Source organism: Streptomyces sp. NPDC059169 (assembly GCF_042755225.1).
In the GTDB taxonomy this organism is placed as follows: domain Bacteria; phylum Actinomycetota; class Actinomycetes; order Streptomycetales; family Streptomycetaceae; genus Streptomyces.
On sequence record NZ_JBHZCF010000005.1, the window covers coordinates 425,896 to 449,463 of the forward strand.

19 protein-coding genes are annotated in these 23,568 nt (G+C 72.8%); 10 read left to right on the forward strand and 9 right to left on the reverse strand.

What is annotated here, in order from left to right; translation table 11 throughout:
- Positions 1-195 precede the first annotated feature (195 nt).
- Genes ACFXOM_RS12635 through ACFXOM_RS12645 form a run of 3 tightly spaced genes read right to left on the reverse strand, consistent with a single transcriptional unit; the run spans position 196 to position 3,048 of the window.
- On the reverse strand, positions 196-1,566 hold the full coding sequence (locus ACFXOM_RS12635; protein ID WP_385037844.1) for an MFS transporter: 1,371 nt from the start codon (positions 1,564-1,566) through the stop codon (positions 196-198).
- 43 nt (positions 1,567-1,609) lie between these two features.
- On the reverse strand, positions 1,610-2,383 hold the full coding sequence (locus ACFXOM_RS12640; RefSeq protein WP_384942793.1) for a glycerophosphodiester phosphodiesterase: 774 nt from the start codon (positions 2,381-2,383) through the stop codon (positions 1,610-1,612).
- Entirely contained in the window at positions 2,380-3,048 is a 669-nt protein-coding gene (locus ACFXOM_RS12645) for a YitT family protein (protein WP_384942791.1), read from the reverse strand. Before ACFXOM_RS12645 ends, ACFXOM_RS12640 begins: the two co-directional genes overlap by 4 nt.
- A 101-nt stretch (positions 3,049-3,149) precedes the next feature.
- On the opposite strand from ACFXOM_RS12645, the gene ACFXOM_RS12650 reads away from it, so the two are divergent.
- The gene (locus ACFXOM_RS12650; RefSeq protein ID WP_384942789.1) at positions 3,150-4,649 is read left to right on the forward strand and encodes a PLP-dependent aminotransferase family protein; all 1,500 of its coding nucleotides are present in this window, start codon (positions 3,150-3,152) and stop codon (positions 4,647-4,649) included.
- 91 nt (positions 4,650-4,740) lie between these two features.
- On the opposite strand, the gene ACFXOM_RS12655 is transcribed toward ACFXOM_RS12650, so the two are convergent.
- Both ACFXOM_RS12655 and ACFXOM_RS12660 read right to left on the reverse strand, forming a co-directional pair.
- Entirely contained in the window at positions 4,741-6,411 is a 1,671-nt protein-coding gene (locus ACFXOM_RS12655) for a hypothetical protein (RefSeq protein WP_384942787.1), read from the reverse strand.
- A gap of 55 nt (positions 6,412-6,466) precedes the next feature.
- Positions 6,467-6,661: a hypothetical protein gene (locus ACFXOM_RS12660; RefSeq protein ID WP_351224353.1), complete on the reverse strand. Its 195-nt coding sequence runs from the start codon at positions 6,659-6,661 to the stop codon at positions 6,467-6,469.
- A gap of 288 nt (positions 6,662-6,949) precedes the next feature.
- On the opposite strand from ACFXOM_RS12660, the gene ACFXOM_RS12665 reads away from it, so the two are divergent.
- The 6 genes from ACFXOM_RS12665 (at position 6,950) to ACFXOM_RS12690 (ending at position 16,115) form a co-directional block, all read left to right on the forward strand.
- Positions 6,950-7,342: an ankyrin repeat domain-containing protein gene (locus tag ACFXOM_RS12665; protein WP_384942785.1), complete on the forward strand. Its 393-nt coding sequence runs from the start codon at positions 6,950-6,952 to the stop codon at positions 7,340-7,342.
- 219 nt (positions 7,343-7,561) lie between these two features.
- Positions 7,562-8,980 (forward strand): HEAT repeat domain-containing protein, encoded by a 1,419-nt coding sequence (locus tag ACFXOM_RS12670; RefSeq protein WP_384942784.1) that lies wholly within the window; start codon positions 7,562-7,564, stop codon positions 8,978-8,980.
- Between the two features lie 256 nt (positions 8,981-9,236).
- Complete coding sequence (locus ACFXOM_RS12675) at positions 9,237-10,352, forward strand: glycosyltransferase family 4 protein (protein WP_384942782.1); 1,116 nt, start codon at positions 9,237-9,239, stop codon at positions 10,350-10,352.
- The gene (locus ACFXOM_RS12680; RefSeq protein ID WP_385037847.1) at positions 10,349-11,503 is read left to right on the forward strand and encodes a glycosyltransferase; all 1,155 of its coding nucleotides are present in this window, start codon (positions 10,349-10,351) and stop codon (positions 11,501-11,503) included. The genes ACFXOM_RS12675 and ACFXOM_RS12680 overlap by 4 nt, the downstream gene beginning before the upstream one ends.
- Positions 11,500-12,498: an SGNH/GDSL hydrolase family protein gene (locus ACFXOM_RS12685; RefSeq protein ID WP_384942778.1), complete on the forward strand. Its 999-nt coding sequence runs from the start codon at positions 11,500-11,502 to the stop codon at positions 12,496-12,498. The genes ACFXOM_RS12680 and ACFXOM_RS12685 overlap by 4 nt, the downstream gene beginning before the upstream one ends.
- Positions 12,495-16,115 (forward strand): hydantoinase B/oxoprolinase family protein, encoded by a 3,621-nt coding sequence (locus ACFXOM_RS12690; RefSeq protein WP_385037849.1) that lies wholly within the window; start codon positions 12,495-12,497, stop codon positions 16,113-16,115. The genes ACFXOM_RS12685 and ACFXOM_RS12690 overlap by 4 nt, the downstream gene beginning before the upstream one ends.
- Positions 16,116-16,206: 91 nt before the next feature.
- Here the strand turns inward: ACFXOM_RS12690 and ACFXOM_RS12695 are convergent, their stop codons facing one another.
- From ACFXOM_RS12695 to ACFXOM_RS12710, 4 genes are read right to left on the reverse strand one after another with little or no spacing between them, the layout of a single operon-like run.
- Entirely contained in the window at positions 16,207-17,100 is an 894-nt protein-coding gene (locus tag ACFXOM_RS12695) for a biotin-dependent carboxyltransferase family protein (RefSeq protein ID WP_385037852.1), read from the reverse strand.
- Positions 17,097-17,723, reverse strand: a complete 627-nt coding sequence (gene pxpB, locus ACFXOM_RS12700) for a 5-oxoprolinase subunit PxpB (RefSeq protein ID WP_384942773.1) — start codon at positions 17,721-17,723, stop codon at positions 17,097-17,099. Before pxpB ends, ACFXOM_RS12695 begins: the two co-directional genes overlap by 4 nt.
- Positions 17,720-18,484 (reverse strand): LamB/YcsF family protein, encoded by a 765-nt coding sequence (locus tag ACFXOM_RS12705; RefSeq protein ID WP_385037855.1) that lies wholly within the window; start codon positions 18,482-18,484, stop codon positions 17,720-17,722. The genes pxpB and ACFXOM_RS12705 overlap by 4 nt, the downstream gene beginning before the upstream one ends.
- Positions 18,485-18,498: 14 nt before the next feature.
- On the reverse strand, positions 18,499-19,776 hold the full coding sequence (locus tag ACFXOM_RS12710) for an MFS transporter (protein WP_384942769.1): 1,278 nt from the start codon (positions 19,774-19,776) through the stop codon (positions 18,499-18,501).
- Positions 19,777-19,985: 209 nt separating this feature from the next.
- Here ACFXOM_RS12710 and ACFXOM_RS12715 point away from each other — a divergent pair, with 209 nt between their 5' ends.
- The 3 genes from ACFXOM_RS12715 to ACFXOM_RS12725 all read left to right on the forward strand — a co-directional run bounded on the left by ACFXOM_RS12715 (position 19,986) and on the right by ACFXOM_RS12725 (position 23,559).
- A complete protein-coding gene (locus ACFXOM_RS12715) occupies positions 19,986-20,696 on the forward strand; it encodes a GntR family transcriptional regulator (RefSeq protein WP_384942767.1) in 711 nt (236 codons plus the stop codon).
- 84 nt (positions 20,697-20,780) lie between these two features.
- Entirely contained in the window at positions 20,781-22,307 is a 1,527-nt protein-coding gene (locus ACFXOM_RS12720; protein WP_384942765.1) for a hypothetical protein, read from the forward strand.
- A 337-nt stretch (positions 22,308-22,644) separates the two neighbouring features.
- Positions 22,645-23,559 carry a hypothetical protein gene (locus tag ACFXOM_RS12725; protein WP_384949100.1) on the forward strand — a complete coding sequence of 305 codons (915 nt, stop codon included), beginning with the start codon at positions 22,645-22,647 and terminating at the stop codon, positions 23,557-23,559.
- Positions 23,560-23,568 lie beyond the last annotated feature (9 nt).

A 23,568-nucleotide genomic window follows, 5' to 3' on the forward strand; every position in this document is an offset into this window, starting at 1 on the left:
GGCGGTAAAGATTCCCGTTGCGGGTCATGCGTCGTCGCCCGTCGTGCCGCTCTTTTCCAGGGTTTGGGTACCCACCAGTGACCGGTTTGTCACATCTGGCAGAAAGTGTCACCCAGCGTTTTGAGTCCTTCAGCACGCAGTAACGGTCCGCCTGGCAGGCCAAAGGCGTACACTACCGGCCTTTCACTTCGGCGTCTAAATCCGCTTCGGTACGGGGTTCCCCGCAGCGGCCACCGCACGCCTCACGGGAACCCGCGCGAGCAGCACGAACCCCAGTCCGAAGAAGATCACCAAAGAGACGATGGCATCCCGGTAGCTGCCCGTCAGCTGGTACGTCAGACCGAACACCAGTGGCCCCAGCCAGCTCAACCCGCGGTCGCTCATCTCGTAGGCGGAGAAGTACTCGGCCTCCTTGCCGCGCGGCACCAGATGTGAGAACAGCGAGCGGGACAACGCCTGGCTGCCACCGAGCACCAGACCGATCCCGGCGGCGAGGACGTAGAACCACACCGGGGTCCGGGCGGGCAGGAAGTAGCCGAAGCCGAGGATCAGGGCCCAGATCGCGAGGGAGCCCAGGATGGTGCGCTTCGCGCCGTACGTCCCTGCGAGCCGTCCCATGCCCAGGGCTCCCGCCACCGCCAGGACCTGTACCAGCAGCACCGCCGTGATCAGCGTCGTCTGGTCCAGGCCCAGCTCCTCCGAGCCGTACACCGAAGCCTGCGAGATCACGGTCTGCACCCCGTCGTTGTAGACGAGGTAGGCGAGCAGGAAGGACAGCGTCAGCGGGTACCGCCGCATGTCCCGCAGGGTTGCCACCAGCTGCCGCCAGCCCGCCCCCACGGTGCCGCCGCCGTGCGGGCCGTCCTCCGCGCGCGCGGCTGCCCTTCGGTCGCGCAGCCGCCGCATGGGGACGAGCGTGAAGGCGCCCCACCAGAGTCCCGCCGAGGCGAGGCAGATGCGGACGGCTTCCGACTCCGACAGTCCGAAGGAGTCGTGACCGGAGTAGAGCACGAGATCGAGTACGAGGACGAAGGCACCGGAGGTGTAGCCGAAGGCCCAGCCCCGCGAGGACACCGTGTCGCGTTCCTCGGGGCCGGCGATCTGCGGCAGGTAGGCGTTGTAGAGCACCATGGACACCGACAGCGAGGCGTTCGCCACGATCAGCAGGAACGCGCCCAGCAGATAGCGGTCGCCGTCCAGGAAGAACATCGCCGCGGTGGCGCACGCCCCCAGGTAGGCGCACACGGCGAGGAGCGGTTTCTTGCGGCCGGTGCGATCCGCGATGGCGCCCACCATCGCCATCACCAGCACCGCCAGCACCACTGATGCGGAGACGGCGTACGCGAACAACGAGCCGGCGCGGACCGGTATGCCCAACGGATGGACGAAGCCGTCCGCATCCGCCGCGGCCCGTGCCACGGCCGTCAGGTAGGGGCCGAGGAACACCGTGAGCACGCTCGTCGAATAGACGGAGCAGGCGAAGTCGTAGAAGTACCACCCATGTTGCTCGCGCCGACGATCGGCGTCGTCCGTTCCGGCGGTTCTGTCCGCGGTGCCAGCGGTCACGCCGCGCCCCCCTCACTCCTGCCGTGGTGGAGACGCGCGGTGCTCAGGCCCAGACTCCCCGGTCCGTCATCACCGTGCGCAGCATCTCCAAATGATCGGTCATGATGCCATCCACCCCGAGGTCGAGGAGAGTGGCCACCCGTTCCGGATCGTTCACGGTCCACACGTGCACCTGGAGCCCGCGGGCGTGCGCTTCGCGGACGAAGCGCCGGTCCACCACCCTGATCCCGCCCTGGGATTCCGGAACCTGCGCACACACCGCCCCGGAGCGCAGCGCGGCGGGGAGGCCGAGGGACCTCAGTCGGAGCCCCATCACCCCGCGCACGCCGAAGGAAGTCGCCAGCCTGGGCCCCGCCAGCCGCTGTGCGCGTGCGACCCTGCCCTCCGAGAACGAGCCGACGCAGACCCGGTCCCAGGCGGCGGTCCTGCACACCAGGTCGACCAGCGGCTCAAGCGCGCCCTCGGCCTTGATGTCCACGTTCCAGCGGGCCTCGGGGAACTCCTCCAGAAGGTCCTCGAAGAGCGGCAGCGGCTCCTGGCCGGCCACCCGTGCGCGGCTCACCTCGCCCCAGGGCAGGTCCGCGATCCGCCCGCGGGCATCGGTCACCCGGTCGAGGGTCGGGTCGTGGAACGCGACGAGCTTCCCGTCGGCGGTCGTGTGCACGTCCGTCTCGAAGTACCGGTAGCCGGTCGCGGCCGCGCGCCGGAAGGCAGCCGCGGTGTTCTCCAGCCCGTCGGCAGTGCCGCCGCGATGGGCGAACGGGATCGGGAACGGGTGGTCGAGGTAGGGGTGCCTGGAGTGCGATGCGCGAGTCACGGACGCAGTATGACCTGCTCGGGTTTCGTCCCGGCGACCACCGTGCTGCGGCTGCCCGCCCCAGGGGCGGCGAAGACGCGCAGGAAGAGCTGGGCCAGCGGGCCGATGGCCAGGGCGTAGGCGACCGTCCCCGCGCCGACCGACCCCCCGAGTGCGAAGCCGGTGGCCACCACCGCCACCTCGATCGACGTCCGTACCAGCCGTATGGAGCGGCCCGTGAGCCGGTGCAGGCCCGTCATCAGCCCGTCCCGCGGCCCCGGGCCGTACCGAGCCGAGATGTACAGGCCGGTTGCCGCGCCGTTGAGGACGATCCCCGCGATCATCAGGGGGATCCGTGCGCCGAGGCCGTGCACGGTGGGCACGAGGGCCAGGGTCGCGTCCATCGCCACGCCGATCACCACGACGTTGGAGACGGTTCCGAGCCCGGGCCGCTGCCGGATCGGGATCCACAGCAGCAGGACGACCGCGCCGACGACGATCGAGACGACGCCGATGCTCAGCCCGGTCCGTCCCGCGATCCCCTGGTGCAGCACCCCCCAGGGCTCCAGCCCGAGACCGGCCCGCACCAGTGCCGCGGAGCTTGCCCCGTAGAGCGCCAGGCCGACGTAGAGCCGCAGCAGCCTGCCGGCGACGTTCGTGGCGCGCAGGCGGGACGTGATGGACAAGGAACTGCCCCCCAGTGGTGAGAGTGGACTGATGCATGACACTCTGTGGCGGGGGAACCGATGCCAACCATGGCCAATTCGGGGAAGGTGGACTGACTTTCATGGCGCAGTGGACTTCAGCGGTCGGAGCGGCGCAGCTGGCCCGACAGCTCAATGCGCAGGCGCCGCGCCCGGCCGGCCCCGGCACGCGCAAGCCGCCGGCCTACCGCGCGCTGGCGGACGGCATCCGACTCCTCGTGCTGGAAGGCAGGGTGCCGGTCGCCGCCCGGCTGCCCGCCGAGCGCGAGCTCGCGCTGTCGCTCGCCGTCAGTCGTACGACCGTCGCGGCGGCGTACGAGGCCCTGCGCTCCGAGGGGTTCCTGGAGTCCCGCAGAGGCGCGGGCAGCTGGACGGCGGTGCCCGCGGGCAATCCGCTCCCCGCACGCGGTCTGGAGCCCCTCCCGCCGGAGTCGCTGGGGTCCATGATCGACCTCGGCTGCGCCGCACTCCCGGCCCCCGAGCCGTGGCTCACCAAGGCCATCCAGGGCGCCCTGGAGGAACTGGCGCCGTACGCGCACACGCACGGCGACTACCCCGCCGGACTTCCGGCGCTGCGCAGGATGCTCGCCGACCGGTACACCGAGCGCGGCATCCCGACGATGCCCGAGCAGATCATGGTGACCACCGGGGCGATGGGGGCGATCGACGCGATCTGCCACCTGTTCGCGGGGCGCGGTGAACGCATCGCCGTCGAGTCGCCCAGCTACGCCAACATCCTGCAGCTGATGCGGGAGGCCGGGGCGCGGCTGGTGCCGGTCGCGATGGCCGAGGGGCTGCAGGGTTGGGACCTGTCCCGTTGGCGGCAGGTCCTGCGCGACGCGGCCCCCCGGCTCGGCTACGTGGTCGCGGACTTCCACAACCCCACCGGTGCACTGGCCGACGAGGACCAGCGGAGGCAGTTGGTGGACGCGGCACGGTCCGCCGGAACGGTCCTCGTCGTCGACGAGACGATGTCCGAGCTCCGACTCGACGACGGCGTCGAGATGCCGAGGCCGGTCTGCGCCTTCGATCCGGCCGGTTCCACGGTCCTCACGGTCGGGTCGGCGAGCAAGGCGTTCTGGGCGGGCATGCGGATCGGGTGGGTCCGTGCCGCGCCCGACGTGATCCGTTCGCTCGTGGCGGCTCGCGCGTACGCGGACCTCGGCACCCCCGTGCTGGAGCAGCTGGGCGTCAACTGGCTGATGCATACGGGTGGTTGGGACGAGGCGGTGGGGCTGCGCCGCACCCAGGCCCGCGAGAACCGTGACGCGCTGGTGGCGGCGCTCCGCCGGGAACTGCCCAGTTGGGAGTTCGAGGTGCCACAGGGCGGTCTGACCCTGTGGGTCCGGGCCGGGGGGCTCTCCGGCTCGCGCCTCGCCGAGGTCGGCGAGCGGGTCGGCGTCCGCGTCCCGTCGGGGCCGCGCTTCGGGGTGGACGGTGCGTTCGAGGGGTACGTGCGGCTGCCGTTCACGGTCGGCGGCCCGGTTGCCGAGGAGGCGGCGGCGCGGCTGGCCTCGGCCGCGCGATTGGTCCGGACGGGCGTGACCACGGGCACGGAGGCCCCCCGGACGTTCGTGGCCTGAGCCCGTGCGTCCGGCCGGCTCGTACGGCCTGCTCGGCGGCGGACGGACCCCGCGCTCCGGCGGACGGACCCCGCACTCCGGCGGAGGCTGCTCAGCCCTCCGCCGGAACGGCCGTCGTGGCCGGTCGCGTCCGGGCCTCGGGCGCGGCTTCCGCCGGGGGTCCTGCGGCCGGCTCCCCCAGGGGTTCCGGCCGGGCCTCGCAGGCCGGGTCCGCCGCCCCGAGGCGTTCCGTCGCTGTGGGCTCCGCGCGCGGGGTTTCTCGCTCCGGCAGCATCGCCAGCACCGCCCGCCGGTGCGCCTCGCTCGTCGCGTCGTCGAACGGGTCGGGCGTGGCCGGCACCTGCAGCCTGAGGACGCCACTCGTGCCCAGCCGTACGTAGCCGCGTCCCGGCGGCACCTCGGTCGTCGGCGTGGTGCGCGGAGGCGCGCCCAGCACCGCTCGGACCTGCTCGGGGGTGGCGGCGCCCAGGACGACCCGGGCGCGGGTGTGCGCGTCGACCGCTTCACAGAGCAGGTCCACGCTGTCGAACTGGTCGGCCACGACGACCGTGACGTGCGCGGCCCGGCCGTGCCGCAGGGGGACTCGGAGCAGTTCCTGGGGATCGGTGCGCCCGTCGGCGGCAGCGAGGTGGCTCAGCACGGTAGGGCGGTCCAGCAGGATCCACAGCGGGCGCCGGGTGTCCTCGGGGGTCGGCCGGCCCGCTTGCCTGGCCCGGTTGGCGGTGATCAGCCGGCGCTCCGTCTCGTGTGCCGCCCACTCCAGGCTGGCGAGTGCCCCGGCGAGGGCGCACTCGACGGCCAGGACCCCGTCCCGGCCCGTCAGGCAGGCGTACTCCCCGGTCCCGCTGCCGTCGATGATCAGTACGTCGCCGTACGGCAGGACCTGCAGGGCGAGTGAGCGGAGCAGGGTCGTCGTGCCGCTGCCCGGTTGGCCGACGGCCAGCAGGTGGGGCTCCGTCGACCGGGGGCCGGTGCGCCAGACGACGGGGGGCGCGTCCGTGGTCCCGTCGCCGTCGGCCACGGGCACCGTGCGCGGGACGGCGTCGGCGTCGGTGAAGCCCAGCACCGCTTCGCCGGGCGCGGTCACGAAGCGCTGGGCGGCGATCGTCGTGGGGAGGGCCGGCAGGACGCTCATCAGGAGCTGGTTCGCCTCCTCGTCCCAGTCGAACCGGTACTCGCGGCCGCGACCCGATTTGGCGTGCAGCAGCTGTTCGATCCGGGTGCGTGCCTCGGCCTCGCCGTCGGGGAAGTAGGCGGGGTAGCTCACTCGGAGTCGGGTCAGCCGGCCGTCGCCGTCGAACCGGTGGTCGCTCAAAGCCTTCGCCCACGCCCCTCCGTGTGCGTACAGCGGAGCGGGGTCCTCGGGGACGGCGAAGTACGGCACGAGGGCGTCGTAGAGGGCCTGGAGCCGTGCCAGCTCTGCCTTGGCGGGCCCGGTGCGCACGGGTGTGCGCGCGCGTCCCTTCCAGGCAGCCACCGCCATCACCGAGATCAGTCCGAGCAGCGGTCCGTACGGCACCACGACGGTCATCACCAACACGCAGGCCGCCGCCAGGAACAGCGTGGGGCCACGTCGCTCCTTCGGCGTTTCGGCCCACTTGTGCCGTCCGGCGGCGGCCATCAGCCGGAGGCCGCGGCTGATCGTGATGAGCGGGTGGAGCACGTCCGTGGCGCTGTCGGCGGCCGTCCGCGCGAGCTCCCGGCTGCGGGCGATCCGGTCGTTGCCGCTGCTCAGCATGCGGGGAAGTGGTCGCCGGGCCACATCGTCCTCCTGCTCCTGGAGTTGTCGAAGAGGTCAAAGGGATCGGGGGCGGAGGTCAGAACTTGATCCCGCCCAGCAGGCTGGCGAGGCTGGCGCCCCCCGCGGTGATGCTCGGGGCGATGGCGGTGCCCGCGAGGTAGAAGCCGAAGAGTGCGGAGACCAGCGCGTGCGACGCCTTCAGCCCGTCCTTCTTGAAGAACAGGAAGACGATGATGCCGAGCAGCACGACGCCTGACATGGACAGGATCATGAGGTGTTCTCCTGGGTGAGGGGACGGTCACCTTGAGTTCTTCCATGCTCACAGGAGGTATCTATGCGATAAAAGGTGCATTCGAGTGAAAAAGCCTCCTTTTCACTCGAACGGCCGATGCGGGATTGTTGCCCCGGGCGTGTTGATCTACGCCGGGGGCCGTGCCCGATCTTTGCCGCGACGCCGCGCAGTCATGCGCCCACCCGGGCAGTACCCTGTCGGTTCACTCGTACGGTGCGGCCCGCCCGTACACCGGTCCGGTCAGCACAGTGAGAGGCGGTACTTCGGATGAGTGAAGGCGCGGACCCCGAGGTGGTCGAGTTGGCGTCGAAGGTCTTCGACCTCGCTCGCCGCGGCGACGCCGAAGCGCTCGCAGCCTACGTGGACGCCGGCGTTCCGGCCGACCTCACCAACGACAAGGGCGACACCCTCGTCATGCTCGCCGCATACCACGGCCACGCCGCGGCCGTGGCCGCCCTGCTCGCCCGGGGCGCCGACGTCGACCGTGCCAACGACCGGGGCCAGACCCCGCTCGCCGGCGCCGTCTTCAAGGGCGAGGACGCGGTGGTCCACGCTCTGCTGGACGGCGGAGCCGATCCGGAGGCAGGAACTCCGTCCGCCGTGGATACTGCGCGGATGTTTGGGAAGGGACACCTCCTGGAGTTGTTCGACGCCCGGTGAACGGGCCTGGAACACCAGGTGGGAGTCGCGGGATAAATGTGGTCGCGGCTGCGAAACGGCTGGGTCATCATGACGTCGGGCCCGCAAGGGGCCATCGACGAGAGGCAGAGGAAGATGGACTTCATCAAGCGGAAGACGACAGACAGCCGATCATGTTGCCGCGCGGCCTAGGCGAACACACCACCGGTTGCGTCGACAGCTTGATGTGAGGCATTTGCCATGTTCGAACCAGTCATAGCGCCGAGCGGCACCTTGCTCGGCCTGCTGCAGAGAGGCCGCGGCGACGGCACGCTGCACGCGCTCGCCGCGCCGCGTACCGACGCCCTCGCAGCCCTCAACCACTGCGTGCTGAGCGACCCCCGCCACGACTGGCAGGTCGAGAACCGCTCCCTGTACTACGCACGCCTGTACCTGGACCTGGGCGGCGGCCTCGACGAGATCGAGACCCACCTGTTCAGCGCCGAGGACACGTTCGACACCGATGACTCACGGACCGGGCTCGCGCTCTCCGTGCTCGGCCACCTCGCCTCGTACGGCCGGGACGACGCACTCGTCCTGCTGCGCCGGTATGCGGCGACAGGCTCGAACTGGGCCTGGGCCCTCGACGAGCTCGCCCTGCGCGACGACGACTCGGGCCTGCGGTCCCTCGCAGGACCGGTGCTCAGCCGGTTCCCGGCCACGGCAGAGGGCGACGTCGAACTGGCCGCCGCCGTGCGGGACGCCTTCGAACCGCGGCCGTGGCGGTTGTGGGCCGAGGACCACCGGGAGGCCGTCGGCGCGCGGGTGCGCGCCGCACAGGAGCGGGGCTCCTTCGACCGCTGGCAGCGACAGATGCGACCCAGCGGTCCCCGACCCGGCTGGAGCGTCCAGGCGGTGTTCGAGTGGGCGCAGCAGGGGCTGGACCGCGGAACCGCGCTGCACGTGCCGGCGGCCCGCTGTCTGAGCGCGGTGGCCGGTCCCGAGGACCGCGCGATGATCATCGAGACGGCGCGCGGTGGAGCCGACGGAGCCCGGTGCGCCGCGCTCCACTACCTGGCCGAGTCGCGGGACTCCGCCGTACTCGACCTCATCGAGGCCGCGGTGGCCGGTGCCTCGCGCACCGTCGCCGACGCGGCCGTGGCCGCCTTCGAGCGGATGTGCGGCGAAGCCGCGGTGGACCGGGCACGCGGCTGGATCCACCGTCCCGACGCACTCGGTGCCTCCGCCGCCGGAGTCCTCGCCTGCCGCGGCGCTGCGCAGGACGCCGAGCTGGTGCTGGGCGCCCTGCGGGAGACCGTCCGGGCCGACGGACCCGACGCCCCCCTGCTGTGGACGCTCGTCGACGGGACCGGTCGCCTCGGCATCGGCTGCGCGGCTCCCGTCCTGCGCCACGTCTACCGCGAGACCACCTCGTCCCAGCTGCGCGGGCGCACCGCCCGCGCGCTCGCCGCGACCGATCCCTCGTTCGCCACCGGCTTCGCCGTCGAGTGTCTGTGGGACTGCGAGGAGACCACGAGGGAGATCGCCGCGCTGCACGCCGAGACCGGCGACGCGCGGGTCGCAGAACGCCTGCGCAGGCTGGCCGCCGACCCGGCTGAAGAGGCCGAGGTGCAGACCGCCGTACGCAGCCGCATCACCCCCGACGCCCCTCCGCTCTGACTCCGAGGAACTGCACGCGGGACGCCGGTACGAGGCGTCCCGGAACGGCCCGAGCAGGACCCGCGGCGACCGCCCGTCGCGCTGCCGCCCCACGCCCGGGCCGGAGCACCGTCCGCGACCGGAGGCCGGCCACCGGGGCGTCGCGGGGCGGACCGCAGGCTGCTCCCGCGGGACGTGGCACAAAACTCACGGGACGTTCCACGGACGGAAAGATCCACGTTGGCCGCGCCACTCCCGGTGCGACGAGAACACCCCCATGCGTGTCGTCATCGTCACCGAGTCCTTCCCACCCGACGTCAACGGCGTGGCGCACTGCGCCCTGCAGACCGCCCGGCACCTCGCCGCCCGCGGCCACGCCCCGCTCGTCATCGCCCCGGCTGCGGCCGGGACCGATCCTGCGGCGCCGTGCCCGGTCGTGCGCGTGCCTTCCCTACCACTGCCCGGCTACCCCCAGGTGCGGGTGGCCCTGCCCAGCCGACGGCTGACCGCGGCGCTCACCGCGCACCGGGCCGACGTCGTCCACCTCGCCAGCCCCTTCGTCCTCGGGGCGCGCGGGATGGGCGCGGCGGCGAGGCTCGGACTGCCCGCCGTCGCCGTCTACCAGACCGACCTCGCCGGATACGCCCGCACGTACGTGGGCGCGGGCGAAGGTACGGCGTGGCGCCGCATCCGTGCGGTGCACGCGTCGGCGGACCGGACGCTCGCACCGTCGACCGCAGCCGTCCGCGACCTGGAGGCGCACGGGGTGCCCCGGGTGCGCCTGTGGCCTCGTGGTGTGGACACCGTGCGGTTCCGACCCGGGCGGAGGGACGGGGCCCTGCGCCGCGAGCTCGCCCCGAACGGCGAAACGATCATCGGCTACGTCGGCAGGCTGGCGCCCGAGAAGTGCGTCGAACTCCTCGCGGGCGCATGCGGGATCCCGGGGGTCCGGGTGGTGGTCGTGGGCGACGGCCCCAGTGCTCCCGCACTCCCGGCGGCCCTCCCCGGAGCCGTGTTCCTGGGCCGGCGCACCGGTGACGACCTCGCGCGGATCTTCGCCTCGCTGGACGTCTTCGTGCACACCGGACCGTACGAGACGTTCTGCCAGACCGTGCAGGAAGCCATGGCCAGCGGGGTACCGGTGATCGCCCCCGCAGCGGGCGGACCGCTGGACCTCGTCGACCACGGGCGCACCGGCCTGCTGGTGCCGCCGCGCGATCCGCGGTCGGTGCGGGACGCAGCGGCGGCGCTCATCGCGGACCCGGCGCGCAGGGAGTCCTACGGACGGGCCGGGCGCTCCACGGTCGAGGGCCGGACCTGGGACGTCGTCGGGGACCAGTTGCTGGGCCACTACGACGAGGTTCTCACCCGGCGGACGGCGGTGGCAGCATGAGCGCGCTGCGGATCGTCCGGTTGGCGAACTTCGTGACGTCCGCGTCCGGGGGACTACGCACCGCCCTGTCCGAGCTGGGCCGCGGCTACCTCGCTGCCGGGCACGAGCCGGTGCTCGTGGTGCCGGGCGACGCGCCCGGCGACGACCTCACGCCACAGGGCAGGGTCATCACCCTCCCGGGGCCCCTGCTGCCGGCCACCGGCGGCTACCGCGTCCTCGCCGGCCGCTCCCGCCTCCGGGCGCTCCTGGAAGAACTGGCCCCCGACCGGCTCGAGGTCTGCGACCGCACCACGCTGCGTTGGACGGGGGAGTGGGCGCGCCGCCACCGGATCCCCGCCGTGATGGTGTCCCACGAGACGGCGGACGGGGTGTTGCGCACCTGGGGGGTGCCGCGTGCGTTCGCCGGGGGCGCCGCGGACCGGCTCAACCGGCGCAGCGCCTGGTCGTACGCACGGATCGTGTGCACGACGGAGTGGGCGGAGCGTGAGTTCGTGAGGATCGGCGCGCGCAACGTGGTCCGCGCACCGCTCGGAGTCGACCTGGCGCGCTGCCGGCCCGACCGGCGCAGCACGGCCCTGCGCGCCCGGTACGCGGAGGGTGCCGACGTCCTGCTCCTGCTGTGCTCACGGTTGTCCGTGGAGAAGCGGCCGGGAATGGCCCTGGACGCGCTCGCCGCGCTGCGCGCGGGCGGTGTGCGGGGCACGCTGGTCGTCGCGGGGGACGGTCCGCTGCGGGGCGCGCTGGCCCGACGGGCGCGGGCTGCCGGGCTGCCGGTGCGCTTCCTCGGCCACGTCTTCGACCGGGAGTCGCTCGCGGACCTGCAGGCCGCGGTTGATGTCTGCGTGGCCCCGGGCCCTGCGGAAACCTTTGGGCTTTCCGCGCTGGAGGCACTCGCCTGTGGCACACCCGTCGTGGCCAGCGCGTCCTCGGCACTGCCCGAGGTCATCGGCGACGCAGGGGCCGCCGCGGTCGACACCCCGGAGGCCTTCGCCGCGGAGGTGCGGGAAGTCCTGTCCCGCCCGGAGCCGGATCGCCGCAGCGCCGCCCGTGCCCGCGCAGCGCTCTTCGGCTGGGACCGGGCGGTGAGGGCCTTCCTCTCGGCCCACGACGCCCCCGTCCGGGCATCCGGCCACCCCGAGGTCGCGGCATGAGCGGCCACTCACCGGGTCGACCCGGTCCGACCCCTCCGCCCCTGACCTTCGCCCCGGGGACGGCGGACGGGACCGGGGGCCCCGCCGCTCAGGACCCCACGGCCCCGCCGGACGTTCCGCGCGACCGGGGGACCGGACGGCCACTGCGCTACGCAGCGCTCGGCGACTCCCTCACCGAAGGGGTCGGCGACCGGGTCGCCGGAGCCTGGCGCGGGTGGGCGGCACTGCTCTCCGCCGGGATCGGCGACCCCGCACGACCCGCGGAGTTCCGGAACTTCGCCGCCAGCGGCGCTCTCACCCGGGACGTCGACGAGCAGCAGGTACCGCCGGCCGTCGCCTTCCATCCCGACCTCGCCTCCGTCGTCGTCGGAGTCAACGACACGCTCCGGTGCACGTTCGACATCCACGACCTCGCCGTGCGCCTCGACTCGGTCTGCTCCGCGCTGGCCGGCTGCGGCGCCAGGCTGCTGACGGCGTGCCTGCCCGACCCCGGCGCACTGCTCGGCCTGCCCGCTCCGCTCGCCCGTCCGCTCGCACGACGCCAACGCGCCGTCAATGTCGTCGTCCATGCGCTGTCCGAACGCTACGGAGCCGTCCACCTGCACATGGCGGATCCCGTATGGACCGGCGACCGGACCATGTGGAGCGCGGACCGCCTCCACCCCGGCGAGCGGGGCCACCGTCTGATCGCCGCCCGCTTCCACGCGCTGCTCAGCGCCGAGGGGATCGCCTCCGGCCCGGTACCGGGCGCCGAACCCCAACAGCCGGCACCCGGTCCGATCGCGAAGGCGATGTGGCTGGCCACAGCCGGCACCGGCTGGGTCGCGCGGCGCTGTACGGACCTCCTGCCGCAACTGCTGGGACTCGCGGGCGCAGAGGTGCGGCACTGGGCCCGCGGCACGAGCGCCCGACTCGACCTCGTCGCAGAAGACGCCCTGTCGTCCGCGCTCGCCGCCGTGTCCACGGGGCCTCCTCTTGTCAGAATGGGGGAATGAGCGGGCGCTGGGAATTCTGGATCGACCGTGGTGGGACGTTCACCGACGTCGTCGCCAGACGCCCCGACGGACGACTGGTCACCCGCAAGCTGCTCTCCAACGACCCCGAGCACGACCGTGACGCGGCCGTCGCCGGGATCAGACTCCTCCTCGGTCTCGGTCCGCAGGACGCGGTGCCCGCGCACGAGGTCGACGTCGTGAAGATGGGCACGACCGTGGCCACCAACGCCCTCCTGGAGCGCCGGGGCGAGCCGACCGTCCTCGTCATCACCGAGGGCTTCCGCGACGCCCTCCGCATCGCGTACCAGAACCGCCCGCGCCTCTTCGACCGCCGCATCGTCCTCCCGGAGGCCGTGTACGACCGCGTCATCGAGGTCCCGGAGCGGCTCGACGCCCGCGGTGGCGTCCTCCGGCCGCTGCAACTCGGCCCGGTCGAGGCACAGTTGGCCGCGGCACGGGAAGCGGGCTTCCGGAGTGCCGCCGTCGTCCTCATGCACGGCTACCGGAACCCCGCCCACGAGAAGGCCGTGGCCGAAGCGGCCCGGGCCCTCGGATTCACCCAGGTGAGCTGTTCCCACGAGGTCAGCCCCCTGATCAAGCTGGTTCCGCGCGGCGACACCACCGTCGTCGACGCGTACCTCTCGCCGATCCTGCGCCGGTACGTGGACGAGATCGCCGGTGAACTCCGGTCCATCCGACTCATGTTCATGCAGTCCAACGGAGGGCTGCGGGAGGCCTCGCACTTCCGCGGCAAGGACGCCGTCCTGTCCGGACCGGCCGGCGGCGTGGTCGGCATGGCCCGGACCTCGGAACAGGCGGGCTTCGGCCGGGTGATCGGCTTCGACATGGGCGGCACCTCGACCGACGTGTCGCACTACGCGGGGGAATTCGAGCGGGAGCTCGGCACCCAGGTGGCCGGCGTACGGATGCGCGCCCCCATGATGAACATCCACACCGTGGCCGCCGGTGGCGGCTCGATCCTGCACTTCGACGGCCAGCGCTACCGGGTCGGCCCCGATTCCGCCGGTGCCGTACCGGGGCCCGCCTGCTACCGCCGCGGCGGTCCGCTCACCGTCACCGACGCCAACGTCATGCTCGGCAGGATCCAACCCGCCCACTTCCCCTCCGTGTTCGGGCCCGACGGGGACCAGACGCTCGACGCCGACGTCGTCCGCGAGCAGTTCGAACGACTCGCCGCGCGGGTACGCGATGCCACCGGCTCGACCGCGACCCCCGAGGAGGTCGCGGCCGGCTTCCTGCAGATCGCCGTGCTCAACATGGCGAACGCCGTCAAGAAGATCTCCGTCCAACGCGGTCACGACGTCACCCGCTACGCGCTGACCAGCTTCGGCGGCGCGGGCGGACAGCACGCCTGTGCCGTCGCGGACGCCCTCGGCATCGGCACCGTCCTCGTGCCGCCGCTCGCCGGAGTGCTCTCCGCCTACGGCATCGGTCTCGCCGACGCCACCGCCATGCGGGAGCAGTCGGTGGAGGCGGAGCTCGACGGCGAGACGGCGACGTCCGTCGCGGACCTCTGCGACCGCCTCGCCGACCGCACACGCGCGGAGCTGCGCGCCGACGCCGTCGCCGACGGCGCGATCAGCACCCGTGCCCGTGTGCTCATCCGGTACGCCGGTACGGACGCGGGACTCGCCGTCGACCTCGGCACGGAGCCGCAGATGCGCGAGGCCTTCGAGACGGCACACCGGGCTCGCTACGCATTCACGATGGACAAGCCCCTCGTCGTCGAGGCCGTCACGGTCGAGGCGGTCGGCACGGCCGGACCCCACGGGGACGTGGTCGTCGAGGAAGCGGAACCGGCCGCGGCCCAAGGCCCTCGACCGTGCGCCACGGTGGAGGTGTTCACGGCTGGCCGGAGCAATCCGACGCCCCTGTACCGGCGCAACGACCTCTCCCCGGGCGACGCCGTCCAAGGGCCCGCGATCATCGCCGAGGCCGATGCGACGACCCTCGTCGAGCCCGGCTGGCGGGCGGTCGTCGGCGAACTCGGGCACCTGTTGCTCACCCGCGTGCAGCCCCGCCCCACGCGCAGGGCCGTCGGTACCGACGCCGATCCGGTCCTGCTGGAGGTCTTCAACAACCTCTTCATGGCGATCGCGGAGCAGATGGGAGTGCGCCTGGAGAACACCGCCCACTCCGTCAACATCAAGGAGCGGCTCGACTTCTCCTGCGCCCTGTTCGACGCCGAGGGCAACCTCATCGCCAACGCTCCCCACATCCCGGTCCATCTGGGATCCATGGGCGAGTCCATCAAGGAGGTGCTGCGACGCAACGGGGACACCCTGCGGCCGGGCGACGTGTACGCCGTCAACGACCCCTACCACGGGGGCACGCACCTGCCGGACGTGACCGTCGTGACTCCGGTGTTCGGGGACGGCGAGCTGCGATTCCTGGTGGCCTCGCGCGGTCATCACGCGGAGATCGGCGGCATCACACCGGGCTCGATGCCCGCGTTCAGCCGGACCATCGACGAAGAGGGGGTCCTCTTCGACAACTGGTTGCTCGTGCGGGACGGACGACTGCGCGAGGCCGAGACCAGGCGTCTGCTGACCGGTGCCCCCCACCCGTCCCGGGATCCCGACACCAACCTTGCCGACCTGCGGGCCCAGATCGCCGCGAACGAGAAGGGCATCGCCGAACTGGCCCGGATGGTCGACGAGTTCGGACTCGACGTGGTCCAGGCCTACATGCGGCACGTCCGGCACAACGCATCAGAGTCCGTACGACGCATCGTCGTCGGACTGGCCGACGGTGCCTACCGCTACGAGACCGACGCAGGCGCGGTCGTCGAGGTCGCGGTCCGCGTGGACCGGCAGGCACGCTCCGCGTGTCTGGACTTCACCGGCACGTCGCCGCAGCAGCCCGGCAACGCCAATGCGCCCACGTCCGTGGTGATGGCCGCGGTCCTGTACGTCTTCCGGACGTTGGTGGCCGACGACATCCCCCTCAACAGCGGCTGCCTGGAGCCGCTGGACGTGCGCGTGCCCGACGGGTCGATGCTCGCGCCCGTCCACCCCGCCGCCACGGTGGCGGGCAACGTCGAGACCTCCCAGGCCGTCACCGGGGCGCTGTACGCGGCGCTCGGGGTCCAGGCGGAGGGTTCGGGCACGATGAACAACGTCACCTTCGGCAACGACCGCGTGCAGTACTACGAAACCCTGGCCAGTGGGTCCGGCGCCGGCGACGGGTTCGACGGTGCCGACGCGGTGCAGACCCACATGACCAACTCCCGGCTCACCGACCCCGAGGTGCTGGAGTGGCGCTACCCGGTGCGGGTCGAATCCTTCTCGGTGCGCGACGGCAGCGGGGGTGCCGGGCGGTGGCGGGGTGGATGCGGCGTGGTGCGCCGTCTCTGCTTCCTGGAGCCGATGACGGTGGCCCTGCTCACCGGCCACCGGAGGGTGCCGCCGTACGGCATGTCCGGAGGCGGGCCGGGAGCACTCGGCGTGAACGAGGTCGAACGGGCCGACGGGACGGTCGAGGTACTGCGGGGTGCGGACTCGGTGGACGTCGGGCCGGGGGACGTCCTGGTCGTCCGGACGCCGGGCGGCGGCGGCTATGGGCGGCCGGGCGCAGCGCGTCCTCCGGGTCCATGAGGACCACCTCGCCCCCCGGTGCGCCGCCGCAGGAGAACGGCCGACCGCACCCGGGCGGGTTCGGCGGCGGACGCGGCCGTGGCGCCGCGTCTCAGCACCCGTGCCGTGCGCCGAAGCCCTCCGCCCCCACCGGAACGAAGCGGACCGGAGTGCCCGGCACGGCCTGGGCGGCCGCCGCGAGATCCGACTCCCGGACCACGGCGACCACCGGGTAGCCCCCGGTGGTCGGATGGTCTGCGAGGAACACCACCGGCTGCCCGTCCGGGGGGACCTGCACCGCGCCCAGCACCATGCCCTCGCTGGGCAGTTCGGCGTGCACCGCCCGCTCCAGCAGCGGGCCCTCCGTGCGCAGGCCGATGCGGTTGCTCGCCGCCGACACCCGGTAGGTGGCTGTGGTGAGCGTGCGCCGGGCAGCGCCCGTGAACCAGTCGTCGCGGGGGCCGAGCCTGACCCCCAGCACCAGCTCGTGGGGAGGGGAGGGCCACGGCGCGAAGTCGACCCGCTCGACCGGACCTGCTGCCGGACCCAGCGGAAGCACCGCGCCGTCGCCGAGCGGGTCCGGCCCGAGACCGGAGAGCAGATCCGTCGACCGGCTGCCGAGGACGGCTTCCACGGCGATCCCGCCGGCGAAGGCGACGTAGCTCCGCACACCGCGGACAGCCGGCCCCACCTCCAGCAGCGCCCCGGCGGTGAGCCGTACCGGCGTACCCCAGGGCACGGCCCGCCCGTCGGCGCGTACGTAGCACGGTGCCCCGCCCACCGCGACGGTCACCGTGCAGCGCGGGCGCAGGGCACACCCGGTGAGCGTCGTCTCCAGCACGGCCGTCGGCTCCGGATTGCCGACGAGCCGGTTGACGAGCCGCGCGGCCGGAGGGTCGAGCGCCCCGGAGCGGGGGACGCCGAGATGGGCGTGTCCCGGGCGGCCGAGGTCCTGCACGGTGGTGAGGGCACCGGCCCGGACCACCGCCACGGCGCGGTCGGTCATCGGTGCGTCCCGACGTCGGGGACGAAACGGACACGGGTGCCGGGTGCCAGCAGGGCGGCCGGATCCCGCGCCGCGTCCCACAAGGGCACGTCGGTCGTCCCCACCAGTTGCCAGCCCCCGGGCGAGGCGCGCGGGTAGACGCCGGTGAACGGGCCGGCGAGCCCGACCGACCCGGCGGGTACGGAGGTCCGGGGCGTCGCCCGGCGCGGGACCGCGAACCGCTCGTCGAGTCCGGTGAGGTACCCGAATCCCGGGGCGAACCCGCAGAAGGCGACGTGGAATTCGACCGCCGAGTGGATCCCGGCGACGTCTTCGGGCCGCACGCCCCACACGGCCGCGACGTCGGCCAGGTCGGGGCCGTCGTACCGCACGGGTATCTCGAGAGCGTCCCCGGTACCTGCGGCGAGCGGGGGAACGCGCCAGCCCGCCAACTCCGCCGCGAACCGCTCGGGTTCGTCCAGGCCGTCGAGCAGCACGGTCCGTGCCGCGGGCACGACCTCCCGGACCCTGGGGAGCGTGCCGGCCCGGCGGCGGCGGAGCAGCTCGGCATGGAGCGCCCCGGCCTGTGCGCCGCTGTCCAACTCCACCAGCAAGGCTCGGTCGCCGACCCGCAGCAGCCTCATGCGAAGGCCTCCACCGGGACTCCTGAGCCCTCCAGTCGGGTGCGCACACGACGGGCCAGGGCGACCGCTCCCGCGGTGTCCCCGTGGACGCAGAGGGAACGGGCGCGGACGCCGATCGACGTGCCGCAGTGGGAGATGACGGTCCCGAACCTCGCCATGGACACCGATCGCTCGACCACGACATCCGGGTCGGTGAGGACCGCCCCCTCCTGCCCCCGCGGCACGAGCGTGCCGTCCGCCGTGTAGGCGCGGTCCGCGAACGCCTCGGTGACGGCCGGCAGCCCCGCCTTCTCCGCCATCGCGTGCAGCGCCGAGCCGGGCAGCCCCAGCAGCGGGAGCCGTCCGCCGGCGAGCCGCGCGCCTTCGACGACGGCCGCGGCCTGCTCCTCGTCGTGCACGACCCGGTTGTACAGGGCCCCGTGCGGCTTGACGTACGAGACGCGGGAGCCGGCAGCCCGGGCGAACACGTCCAGCGCACCTATCTGGTAGGCGACCTCTGCGGCGAGCTCGTCGGCCGGGACGTCCATGGAGCGCCGCCCGAACCCGGCCAGGTCGCGGTAGGAGACCTGGGCGCCGATCCGCACCGAGCGTTCGGCCGCGAGGCCGCAGACGCGCCGCATGGTGGCCGCGTCGCCCGCGTGGAAGCCGCACGCCACGTTCGCGCTGGTCACCACGGAGAGCAGCTCTTCGTCGTCGGTCAGCCGCCAGCGGCCGAAGCCTTCGCCGAGGTCGGCGTTGAGGTCGATCGAGCCCCAGGTCACGGTGGGAGGTCCTTTCAGGTGAGCTCGCGGCCGCGCGTTTCCGGCAGGCCGAGGAGGGCGAGGCCGGCGAGGCCGTAGCCTATGGCGCCGAAGACGAGGGCGCCGCCGACGCCCCAGCTGTCGGCCAGGAATCCGACGAGCGTGGGGAAGAAGGCCCCCACGGCCCGGCCGGTGTTGTAGGTGAACCCCTGCCCGGTGCCGCGCACCTCCGTCGGATACAGCTCGGCGAGGAACGAACCGAAGCCGCTGAAGATGGCCGACATGCAGAAGCCGAGGGGGAACCCGAGGACGAGCAGCAGCCCGTCGGACCCGGCCGGAATGTTCGTGTACGCGAGGATGCAGGCCGCGGACAGCACGGCGAAGAGTGCGATGTTCCGCTTGCGGCCCAGCACGTCGGTGAGGTAGCCGCCGGTGAGGTAGCCGATGAAGGCGCCCGATATGAGGAACGTCAGATAGCCGCCGGTGCCGACGACCGTGAGCCCGCGCTCCGACTTCAGATAGGTCGGGACCCACGTCGCCAGCGTGTAGTAGCCGCCCTGCACGCCGGTGGAGAGCAGGACGGCGAACAGCGTGGTGCGCTGCAGGCCCGTCCGGAATATCGCCGAGAACGAGCCGCGCTCCCTGCTGGAACGGCGCCGCTCGGCGGCCTCCGGGGCGTCCGTCACGTTCCGCCGGACGTAGAGCACGAGCAGGGCGGGCAGGGCTCCGGTCCAGAACATGACACGCCACGCGGTGTCGGCGTCGAGGAACTGGAAGACCAGTGTGTAGACGATCACGGCGAGGGCCCAGCCGGCAGCCCAGGCGCTCTGGACGGCCCCGAGCGTGCGCCCGCGGTGTTTGGCCGTGGCGTACTCGGCGACGAGGATGGCGCCGACCGCCCATTCGCCGCCGAACCCGAGACCCTGCAGGGCCCGGAAGAGCAGCAGCGTCTCGTAGTTGGGCGCGAATCCACACAGGACGGTGAACAGGGCGTAGGTGATCACCGTGATGAGCAGGGCCCTCACCCGGCCGATCCGGTCGGCGAGGATGCCGGCGAGTGCGCCGCCGACGGCCGAGACGACCAGGGTGACGGTGGTGAGCAGTCCGGTCTGGCTGCTGTTCAGACCGAAGTAGGCGGCGATGGCCACCATGCTCAGCGGCAGGGTGAAGAAGTCGTAGGAGTCCAGCGCGAAACCGCCGAAAGCGCCGCCGAAGGCTCGGCGGCCGCGCGGTCCGAGAGCGCGTAGCCAGGCGAACGGCCCCGATTCCTGGGGGAGTCCGTCCTGCGTCGTCGAGGTCTGGGTCGTGCTCATCTGCACCTCGCAGAGGGGAGGGAGGGCGCGGCTGACGGGTGCTGCTGCGTCATGTGGTGGTGCCGCGGGGTGATGCTCGGCACAACGTAGAGGATCGTTGAACAATCCGACAAGAGTCAGGTTCGCCCCTTCTTGCTTCTACGATGGGGGTCGGGAGCCGCCGACGGGATCGGTGGTCACGGAGAGCGGAATAGAGGGCGGCTGTGGGGATGGCGGGATCCGGGCCCGGGGAACTGGCCGACGACCGTCGGTTGCTGGGGCGCACGAGCACGGCGGAACGGGTCGCGGACATCCTGCGCACCCGGATCGCGGAGGGTTTCTTCCCGCCCGGTGCACGGCTCTCCGAGGACAGCATCGGCAGCGCGCTGGGCGTCTCCCGCAACACGCTGCGCGAGGCGTTCCGGCTGCTCACCCATGAGCGTCTGCTGGTCCACCAGCTCAATCGGGGGGTGTTCGTCCGGATCCTGGCCGTCGAGGACGTGGAGGACATCTACCGCACGCGTCGACTCGTCGAATGCGCCGTCGTCCGAGGTCTGGGCGAGCCGCCGTACGCCCTCGACGGCCTGCGCGACGCGGTGGTCGCCGGTGAGCGGGCGGCCCGCGAGGAGGACTGGAACGGTGTCTCCACGGCCAACATCCACTTCCACCGGGAGCTCGTGGCGCTGGCCCGCAGCCTCCGCGCCGACGAACTGATGCGCGGCGTCCTCGCCGAACTCCGCCTCGCCTTCCACGTCGTGGACGATCCCCGCGGGCTCCACGAGTCGTACCTCGTGCGGAACCGGGAAATCCTGGAAGCACTCAAAGCGGGCGAACGGGACGGAGCGGAGCGGCTGCTCGTCGACTACCTCGACGATTCGCGCACCCGGCTGGTGCAGGTCTACTCCGGGATCATCGCGGACGGCGGCGCCGCACGGCCCTGAGGCGGACCGCCGGAGACCCCGGACGACGCCGGGGTTTCTGCGCCGTTTCGACCGGTGTCAGTGAGAGGACCTAGTCTGTGCACCGTGACTTCGCCTGCCTCGACGGAATCCGTTCCGCCCCAGCTCACAGCGGGGCCGCGCCCCGCCCAGGGCCCGGCCGCCGACGAGGGGCTCGCGCGTAGGCTCCGTGCGCTCGCGTGCACCGCGCCGCTCCACGACCTGGACACCCGCAAGGCGAATCTGGCCGGGGAGTACTCGATCTACGCGATGGCCGAGGTCGCCCTCGCCGCGATCGATCTCGTCACGCTGCACATGGACTTCGACACGGGCGCCGACCACGACCAGATAGTGGCCAAATTGCTGCCGCGCATCGCCGCGCAGGCGCCGAAGCGCCCGGCTTCCGAGCACGAGCGCGTCGCCCGCTGGGTCCTCGAGAACTTGATCAACGTCGGCAGTGTCGACCGCGGCTTCCGCGCGGTGTACGGCACTTTCGGTCCGGACGGCGCGTACGTCCGCCGGGACTACGACTTCAAGCTCATCGAGGAGGTCCCCGGCTACGGCGGCACCGTGTACCTCAGGACGACGGACGAGGCGGTCAACGTCCTCGTCGGCGCCCTCGACACCGACGTCACCAGCGCCCAGATCGCCGCCGAGGTGAAGCTGGAGATCCTCATCAGCCGAGGCCGGCTCGCCGATGCCCAGCTCGCCGCCGAGCAGGCCCGCTACCGGACCGTGCAGTACGCGGAGACCCTGCGCAAGACGCTCGAAGCGACCCGGCGCAACGTGCGCGCCGTCGACTGGCTCCAGGCCGTGCCCGACATGATCGCCGAAGCGCTGGACCACGTCGCCGACCGCTACCGCCACGAGAACGCGATCCTGACGAACATCCGCAAGGCGCGCGACGAAGCGGAGGACCCGGAGCACAAGCGCCGTGCCGCGGAGCTCGTCGACATCGTCAAGGACTGCATCCGCCGGCACACCCAGCTCCAGTCCCGGTTGCTGGAAGCAGGCCCGCTCTTCCGCGCCGAGCAGGACCGCCAGGCGTTCGCCGCGCCCGCCGCCCGTTCCGGCATCGACCTGTACGGCCACCTCGTCGCACCGCTGCTGCCGCTCTGCGTCGAGCAGGCGATCCGCGTCACCGACGCCTTCTTCGCCCGCGGCACCGGACTGCGCACCCCCACGTCGGTCCGGGTCGGTGACCTCGTGGACATGCTGCTCACGCCCCCGGTCGAGCGGGACCACCTGGGTGCGGAGATGCCCGAACCCGACCTCATCGCGACCCCGGACGACAGCCGCTTCAGCGAGGAGCAGCTGGCGAGTGCCATGGAACTGCTCGACCTCGAGCACGACGCACCACGGCGTCTGTCCGGACTCCTCGCCGACGCCCGGCGCCGGGATCCGGACCTGCCCTACCTCGTCGCCCTCCTCGCCGTCCACGCGGCGAGCCCCCCGGTCGGCACGGCCTACCGCCAGGGCGAACAGCGCCTGCTGTTCGCCGTCGACGACGGAACCCAGCTGGACGACCCCGAGTTCGGCGGAGCCGACCTGATCGTCGGGACGGCCCTGCTGGACGCGGCGGGCATGGCGGCGGACCGCACGGAGGCGGCATGAAGACCCTGCCCGCAGCGCCGCCGGTCGACCGCGCCCTCCGCGGCGTGCCGCATCCGGCAACGGCGCCCGACGCAGCGGGGCGGAGTGCGTCCCGGCACCAGCCCTGCGCCACGGCCGCCGAGCGGCCCCGGCACCGGGCCCGTTCCGCGCCGTCGGCCCGCGGCGGGAACGTCCGCCGCCCGGCGCCCCGGCCCGACCCGGCGCTTCCCGGACCCGCGCCGTTCGGCCCCTGCCCGGCCGGGTGCCCCGTCCCGCCCGGCGCCGGGGCAGCACCCGAGCCGGCGACCGCCCGATCCGATTCCGCACCCGACGTGAACCACCGCGAGGAGCAGCAGCAGTGAGCGATCAGCACCCAGAGCACGCCGGGCCGTGGCGTGACCCGGACGTGCCGCTCGGGCCGCCGTCGGGACCGATCTCCGCCTCCTCCACCGGGGTCACGCCCGCGGACACCGCCGACGCCGCACGGCTCGTCTCCTTCGGTCTGCAGCCCAAGCTGGTGCCCGCGAGGGACGTCGAGTACGCCGACCTCCTGCGGCGCTACCGGGAGGAGCCCGGCTTCGCGAGGCTCGCCGACGCCGTCGCCACCGGCCTCGGCCTCGTGGTCCTGGAGGTGTCGCCGCGCGCCGGCATGGCCGTGACCGCCGGTGAGGACTCGGTCTTCGCCGTGCGCATGGGCGACTACGCACGCCGCGCCTCGGCGGACTCCGTCGACCGCTTCCTGCACGGTCTCGCCCACCTCGCCGTCGCCGCCATGGCGTTCCCCCGCCCGGAAGACCTCGCCGACGACGGCTACATCGGCCGGATCACGGTCAACGGCGTCGACGCCTTCGTCCGCCAAGCCTGTCGGCGCCTCGAAGAGCGGGCCGAGGAACAGGGGGAGAACACCGACCCGGCATCCGACGCCCCCGGTCTGGAAGCCGCCTGGCGGATCTACGCCCGTCGCAGCGCCACCGGCGCCACCAAGGACGCCCGGCGTCTCGCGGGTTCCACCACCGGCATCGTCGGCAAGGCCGTCGCCTTCCTCACCGACTCCGGCTTCCTGCAACGCACCGGGGACGACGCCGGCGGTGCCTACCGCACCACCGCCCGCTACCAACTGCAGGTCCGTGACATGGCGTCGGGCGCGGCCATGGCCGAGCTGCTGGAGCTCGGAATCGTCCCCGTCACCGACGGCGGCGCGACGCTGGTGCCCCCGCCGGACGCCGACGACCTGGAGCTGGCCGCCGAGGCCGGCCTGCCCTTCCACGCCTGATCCTCCGAG

What these genes read in the sequence shown, in the direction of transcription:
- ACFXOM_RS12650 (WP_384942789.1), top strand. Translation starts at nt 3,150, where the DNA reads ATGGCGCAGTGGACTTCAGCGGTCGGAGCGGCGCAGCTGGCCCGACAG.
- ACFXOM_RS12660 (WP_351224353.1), bottom strand. Translation starts at nt 6,661, where the DNA reads ATGATCCTGTCCATGTCAGGCGTCGTGCTGCTCGGCATCATCGTCTTC.
- ACFXOM_RS12665 (WP_384942785.1), top strand. Translation starts at nt 6,950, where the DNA reads ATGAGTGAAGGCGCGGACCCCGAGGTGGTCGAGTTGGCGTCGAAGGTC.
- ACFXOM_RS12670 (WP_384942784.1), top strand. Translation starts at nt 7,562, where the DNA reads ATGTTCGAACCAGTCATAGCGCCGAGCGGCACCTTGCTCGGCCTGCTG.
- ACFXOM_RS12675 (WP_384942782.1), top strand. Translation starts at nt 9,237, where the DNA reads ATGCGTGTCGTCATCGTCACCGAGTCCTTCCCACCCGACGTCAACGGC.
- ACFXOM_RS12680 (WP_385037847.1), top strand. Translation starts at nt 10,349, where the DNA reads ATGAGCGCGCTGCGGATCGTCCGGTTGGCGAACTTCGTGACGTCCGCG.
- ACFXOM_RS12685 (WP_384942778.1), top strand. Translation starts at nt 11,500, where the DNA reads ATGAGCGGCCACTCACCGGGTCGACCCGGTCCGACCCCTCCGCCCCTG.
- ACFXOM_RS12690 (WP_385037849.1), top strand. Translation starts at nt 12,495, where the DNA reads ATGAGCGGGCGCTGGGAATTCTGGATCGACCGTGGTGGGACGTTCACC.
- ACFXOM_RS12695 (WP_385037852.1), bottom strand. Translation starts at nt 17,100, where the DNA reads ATGACCGACCGCGCCGTGGCGGTGGTCCGGGCCGGTGCCCTCACCACC.
- pxpB (WP_384942773.1), bottom strand. Translation starts at nt 17,723, where the DNA reads ATGAGGCTGCTGCGGGTCGGCGACCGAGCCTTGCTGGTGGAGTTGGAC.
- ACFXOM_RS12710 (WP_384942769.1), bottom strand. Translation starts at nt 19,776, where the DNA reads ATGAGCACGACCCAGACCTCGACGACGCAGGACGGACTCCCCCAGGAA.
- ACFXOM_RS12715 (WP_384942767.1), top strand. Translation starts at nt 19,986, where the DNA reads ATGGCGGGATCCGGGCCCGGGGAACTGGCCGACGACCGTCGGTTGCTG.